Origin of the sequence: Legionella tunisiensis (genome assembly GCF_000308315.1) — a bacterium.
GTDB lineage: Bacteria > Pseudomonadota > Gammaproteobacteria > Legionellales > Legionellaceae > Tatlockia > Tatlockia tunisiensis.
The window spans coordinates 1-5713 of record NZ_CALJ01000169.1; the positions used below are offsets into that span (position 1 = coordinate 1).

Consider the following 5713-nt stretch of genomic DNA (forward strand, 5'->3'; position numbering starts at 1 on the left):
ATAAGGACCAACTAAATTTTTTTTGCCGACCAAGAAGTGGGTCGCCAATAACAATTTGTTTAATAAACAAATTTTTAAAAATTTCCCAATAACAACGCCGGCGAGAAAAATTAAAATATAAACAAATAGCATTCTGATCTTCTCTTAACAGTTCTTCTTGCAGAGTTAAAAATTCTTGATAATCTTTTTCAGTCCAACTAGCGAGTGAAAAAATTTATCAAAATAATAAAGAGAAATACCCAATCGAGTTTTCAATGTTTTAGCAAATCTCGCTTTACCGCTGCCTGGCCGACCGAGGAGCATAATGCGATTAGGCAAATTGGTTGGCCGCTCTAATCCCATTAATTGGTATTTTTTCTTGTTGAGTGTAATGGTTGTAAAAACTTGAAAACCGAGTTTTTTATAACAATGGATGGCTTTGTAGTTGTCAGTTTCAGGGTCTACGACAATTTCAGTAGCCGAGGGACAATATTGGTTGATGAATTGAGTTAAGATGGGTGTTGACCAACCCTGACCCAAAAAATTAGGGTTACCGATAAACATATCAACACCAACGCAGGGTGAGCTCGTGACGTATTTCCAAAAGGGGTGTTTGCTATTAATGATGTAGCGCTGTATATAACCCGCTTGTTGTCCATCAATCAGGATAATAAAACGCATAACAGCATCATTTTTCAAATAATGTTGTTTAACCTGTTTCTGCTTGCGATGACCCTCATCCCAAAACTCACGAATATGAGGTAATTGGAGCCAACTATGTACAATGGGTATGTCTCTGGATCTCAATGGTTTAAATAATATCATTCTGCAAATCGTTGGATTATCAAATGGCTGCGATTATAAACTGCCATTTGATTTTAGCGATATTAATCTGCTCAATAAATTAAGTAGACGCTGTAATTTATTGCAATGTATTTTTAAAGCAATACATTCACCGATTAGAAGCAAACCACCTCAGGTGAGGGTTAGAAAGACATGCTTGCCTGGTAAAGACTATCTTCTTTTTGGTGGGCTTTTGAATTAGTGTCTTCTGAATTTATTGCTTCAACGAGTTGGCGCCCGCTATTTACTCCACCAGTAAGCACTCCAACTGTGGTTTGTAGCAGGTTCCTGGATAAATAGCCTGAATTGAAAATAGTTTCCAATGTCCTTGTAATGAGAGAAATTATTGTGACAGCAGTATTGATGGCATTGATAATCAAAGCACCAGCTTCATATATGAGGCCGCCAAGGACTCGAGGAGTTGCTTTTGTGGGGTTGTTAAAAATGGCTTCAAAAAATAACAAAGCACCGACTATGATGCGTCCAACGCCCATAAAACATTTCAAAGCATTGGTGAAAGGATAAAAAACGGAGGTAGTATGATAACCAACCGTGTAGTAAGGTTGAGTTACTGTATCATATTCAAGTCCGAGTAATTCGGTTGCCTTTGTTAGTTCCTTTTTGGCATTAAAATAAAAAAGATGCGTTGTAGTTGGCCATTCTGCTCCTTGCCTAATAAGTTTTGATGAGATCCTTATAAATATGGGTACAACATTACATGCTAGAATATTAGATAATTACACTAAAAGCGATGTTACATCATTTTTTGGTGATGGTTCTATGGAAACTAATTTTAACTATGCTAGTAAAACGCCATATCCCGCTCGAAAAGAAGCAATGAGTTGTCAACCCATACCTGAAGGCTACAATCCGATTTTTACGCAATTGTTGGCACGTCATGGTTCACGGGGTTTATCCAGTAATAAATATGATGAGCTTACGCTACAGATTTGGCAGCAGGCGAGGAAAGAAAAGGTACTGACTAAACTTGGAGAGTTATTGGCTGCGGATATCCAAGCGCTGACTAAGGCCACTTTAGAAGTGGGCTATGGTAATTTGAGCCAGTTGGGTAAACAGGAACAGGAAGCGTTAGGTGAGCGTTTGGTAACACGACAAGCGCAACTATTTAGTTTGGCTCAAACTAAAAATCAGCGTATTGAAATAGTAACCTCAGGTAAGGCGCGTGCAGAAGTAAGTGCGGACTATTTTATGCGAGGCATGTTGGCTATTTCACCAACTCTCCATACTTTATTCAATCCGTTATACCAAGACAGCAAGCAGTTATATTTTCATAAAATTGATGAAAACAGTGCTTATCAAAACTATATTCATCACGATCCAGCACTCTTAAAAACGCTGGATAAGATTAAAAATCAACCCCAAAGCCATAAGATAGCACATGCTGTTTTAGAACGACTGTATACCAAAAGTTTTGTTGAGCGATTGGCAAAAAATAGTTATTCATTTCAAAGTAGAGAAACGAGGAAAGTACGTAGCCCAAATGCAATTGATGCTGCTATAGCCCTTTATAATCTTTACTGCATTATACCTGCCATGCAAAAAGAAGGGGTATGGCATTTTGAGCGCTATATTCATGATTCTGAAGCTCTTTGGTTTGCATATCTTAAAGATGCCCGAGATTTTTATCGCAAGGGCCCGGGTTTTAAGAATCAAACAATAACTTATCAAATCGCTAAAACTCTTCAAGATGACTTTTTTACCCAGGTGGATGAGGTGATTTCTGGGAACAGCAATAAAGTTGCTAAATTGCGTTTTGCTCATGCTGAAACGGTTATTCCCTGGGTTGTTCTCATGCAAATTCCAGGCTATTGCCAAGCAGTCGAACCAGAAGAAATTTATTCTTATGCAAATAACCCCTGGCGTGGTGAATTCGTATCACCTTTCACGGCGAATATTCAATGGGATGTTTATAAAAATGACAAAAATCACCTGATTATTCGTCAATTATATAATGAAAAACAGATTGCTTTTAAAACCGATTGTCATCCCATCGCGCCAGGTAGTTTGTACTATGATTATCAAACCTTGCTAACATGTTACCGAAAATAATCTTGCTTATATCGTTAATGAGTGTTAACTAGACTCGTTGCGAGATTGCAACAATTCCTGCATTTGCTTAGGAAGAATGGATCGCGCTTTTTTAGTCAGAAAGGCTTCATGTTTTTGCCATAAGGTACCTAAGTAAATAATGAGCAAGCCAATTAAGGTAAGTGCAGTGGGGAAGAATATACTGTCTTTAAAGACTTGTGAGGCCAGATGGCCCAGGTAGAAACCGCAACCTATAGCACCAAAGATAACAAAAACTTTTCTTACCAGAATAACACCTATACCAATCATAATGAGATTGATACATAAATAGATGAACTTAGTGAGTTCATTGTCAGAGCTTTGAGACGTCATTCCTCCCCAAAAAGCCATAACCCCAAAAATATATAACCAGAATGCATAGTCGGCAGAATAACGTGATTCCAAATCAACCCAAAATGCAATGAGAATAGTGAAGAGTCCTAAATACATAGAGACATTTGCGACTAACGTAAAACTTGCATTCTCTCCGGCAATCATCACGGCGAGATCCATTGACATGTACCAAAGTGTTACCGCTACCGGCATAATCATAAACGGATAACGGTAGATCCATGCTAAAATAATTCCCACTATGAGAGTGCCTAACTCCATAAAAATCCAATGCCATTTAATATAACTATGATAATTGCGATAAACAGTATCATCCGGCCACCAACCCATCCCTATTTGCAAGCCATAAATAGCTAATGGTGTTAGACAGACAACAAACGTAGCACAAATGCCAGCCGGAATACGGTAACCTTTGTTTTCGAAGACAGAAGATAGATATAAACCGACTATGGCATAAACTAAGGAGAGATAAAAAATTCCCCAACCACCAAAGGTTTCCCATCCTAAATTCATAAATAAAGTCATTGCCCCGATAGCAATTAAGCCACCCAGGTAATACAAAACATTCGTGAAATTAAAATTTGGACTTTGTTCAGGCTGATTTTTAATAAAATCTAATAAGGCATCAGCTTGTTTATTATTAATTATTTTTGCTTCAACAGCTTTATTCAAAACAGCACGTGAAATTTTCATTGCTTTCCCCAACTCAGGTTGTTAACTGGACTCGGGTTTGTTTTGCCTTTCCTAAAGTATAGTTCAGTGAACGTATAATTAGCGTAGTAAGTTACGGCGAAGTTAAATGTGGCTCTATTCTTGACGCATGAAATGTTATAATAGGCAATTCATTAAATTTTTCATTAAGTTAACTAGCATTTGCGGGAATGGTTTTCAACAGTTAATAGGTACCTAACAAAAATGATTGAGCAAGAAAAAAATTTCCTCGATTATTATCCCTGGATGTATTTCGTGGAATAACCATTGCCCTAATGATAGTGGTTAATTGTCCTGGCAATAACAGCACTTATAGTTGGCTTGAGCATTCTGCTTGGAATGGTTGTACCTTGGCTGATCTGGTTTTTCCTTTTTTCGTTTTTTATTGTCGGTGTTGCCTCTGTGTTTAGTTTATCTAAAGCACGTACACAGGGCCGTTCTTTACAGCAGTTACTACCTAAAATTATAAAGCGGACTATTCTGATTTTTTAATTGGCTTGTTTCTTAATGCGTTTCCTTACCATTTTGATTTCGCCACAATTCGAGTATTTGGTGTTTTGCAGCGCATTGCCATTTGTTATTTCTTTGCTGCTTTTATTTTAACCACACGGCCAAAAACGCAACTGATTATAACGCTTATCTTATTACTGAGTTATTGGTGGTTCATGGCTTTTTGGCCAGTACCAGGGTATGGCGCTAATCATTTGGCTCCACAAGCTAATCTTGCTGCTTACGTGGATCGCTTGTTTTTTTCTTCATCTCATTTATATGGCAAAGTATATGATCCGGAAGGCTTGTTAAGTACCCTACCTGCGATTGCTACTGCTTTATTGGGTAATCTCACCGGTATAGGATTATTAACTACCACCAGTCAACAGAAAAAATTGGCCGTGATGAGTATGGTTGGTATCAGCGCGTTGATTATTGGTTGGTTATGGGGATTATGGTTTCCGATTAATAAGGCTCTTTGGACAAGTTCTTATGTTTTACGGACAGGAGGTTGGGCACTCTTGGTCTTGGCATTTTGTTATTGGACAATTGAAATCAAAGGGTGGAAAAGAGGATATAAACCGTTTGAAATTTTTGGTGCCAATGCAATGGCTGCCTATGTTTTGCATATCTTCTTCTTAAAAGTACAATTGATGGTTACGATTCCTAATCAAGATGGTTCTCCTGGAAATTTACGTTCCTTTATTACTGAACATTTATTTGGCTGGGCATCTCCACCTAATGCTTCTCTGCTATATGCCTTAAGCTATACTTTTTTCTGGTTAGTGATTCTTACCATTCTTTATCGTAAGAAAATATACATTCGAATTTAGCGTATAAAATTACGGGCCAGTAAAACAATTTTTTCTACGGCAACTAGGATCTTAATGGTATATACAATGCCGATCTCGTAGAAATTGTCGTTATAACCTAATTCTTCATAATATTTTTTTGAAAAGATTGATTTTTACTTGAAAAAATAATCATAAATGCTGCCGAATAATTCGGAATTTAAGCATGCAATTATAACGACCATCTATAACAGTAACAATGCTGTTGATTAAACCATTATTATAATTTTTAGTCATTTTTGTTTAATTTTTTGTGTAAAACATATCATATAATGAATAATATCTGCTTCTTTAAGTTAAATTTTTATGGGAAATTGCTGTTGCATAGCTAATGTAATTTTCAATAAATAATTTATTATTTTAGCTTATACCAGTAAAGACAAGTGAGTAAACTTATGAAG

At 36.9% G+C, this 5713-nt stretch carries 5 protein-coding genes; 2 read left to right on the forward strand and 3 right to left on the reverse strand.

Annotated elements, in window-relative coordinates; all coding sequences use genetic code 11:
• Positions 1-165: 165 nt before the first annotated feature.
• Together BN58_RS10390 and BN58_RS10395 are read right to left on the reverse strand one after the other, a co-directional pair.
• On the reverse strand, positions 166-804 hold the full coding sequence (locus BN58_RS10390) for a GNAT family N-acetyltransferase (RefSeq protein WP_019216764.1): 639 nt from the start codon (positions 802-804) through the stop codon (positions 166-168).
• A 161-nt stretch (positions 805-965) separates the two neighbouring features.
• Complete coding sequence (locus tag BN58_RS10395) at positions 966-1316, reverse strand: hypothetical protein (RefSeq protein ID WP_019216765.1); 351 nt, start codon at positions 1314-1316, stop codon at positions 966-968.
• 208 nt (positions 1317-1524) lie between these two features.
• Here BN58_RS10395 and BN58_RS24125 point away from each other — a divergent pair, with 208 nt between their 5' ends.
• Positions 1525-2892: a histidine-type phosphatase gene (locus BN58_RS24125; RefSeq protein WP_019216766.1), complete on the forward strand. Its 1368-nt coding sequence runs from the start codon at positions 1525-1527 to the stop codon at positions 2890-2892.
• A gap of 24 nt (positions 2893-2916) precedes the next feature.
• On the opposite strand, the gene BN58_RS10405 is transcribed toward BN58_RS24125, so the two are convergent.
• The gene (locus BN58_RS10405) at positions 2917-3954 is read right to left on the reverse strand and encodes a DUF2157 domain-containing protein (RefSeq protein ID WP_019216767.1); all 1038 of its coding nucleotides are present in this window, start codon (positions 3952-3954) and stop codon (positions 2917-2919) included.
• A 515-nt stretch (positions 3955-4469) separates the two neighbouring features.
• Between BN58_RS10405 and BN58_RS24130 the strand changes: the two genes are divergently transcribed.
• Complete coding sequence (locus BN58_RS24130) at positions 4470-5294, forward strand: acyltransferase family protein (protein ID WP_019216769.1); 825 nt, start codon at positions 4470-4472, stop codon at positions 5292-5294.
• Positions 5295-5713: the final 419 nt, after the last annotated feature.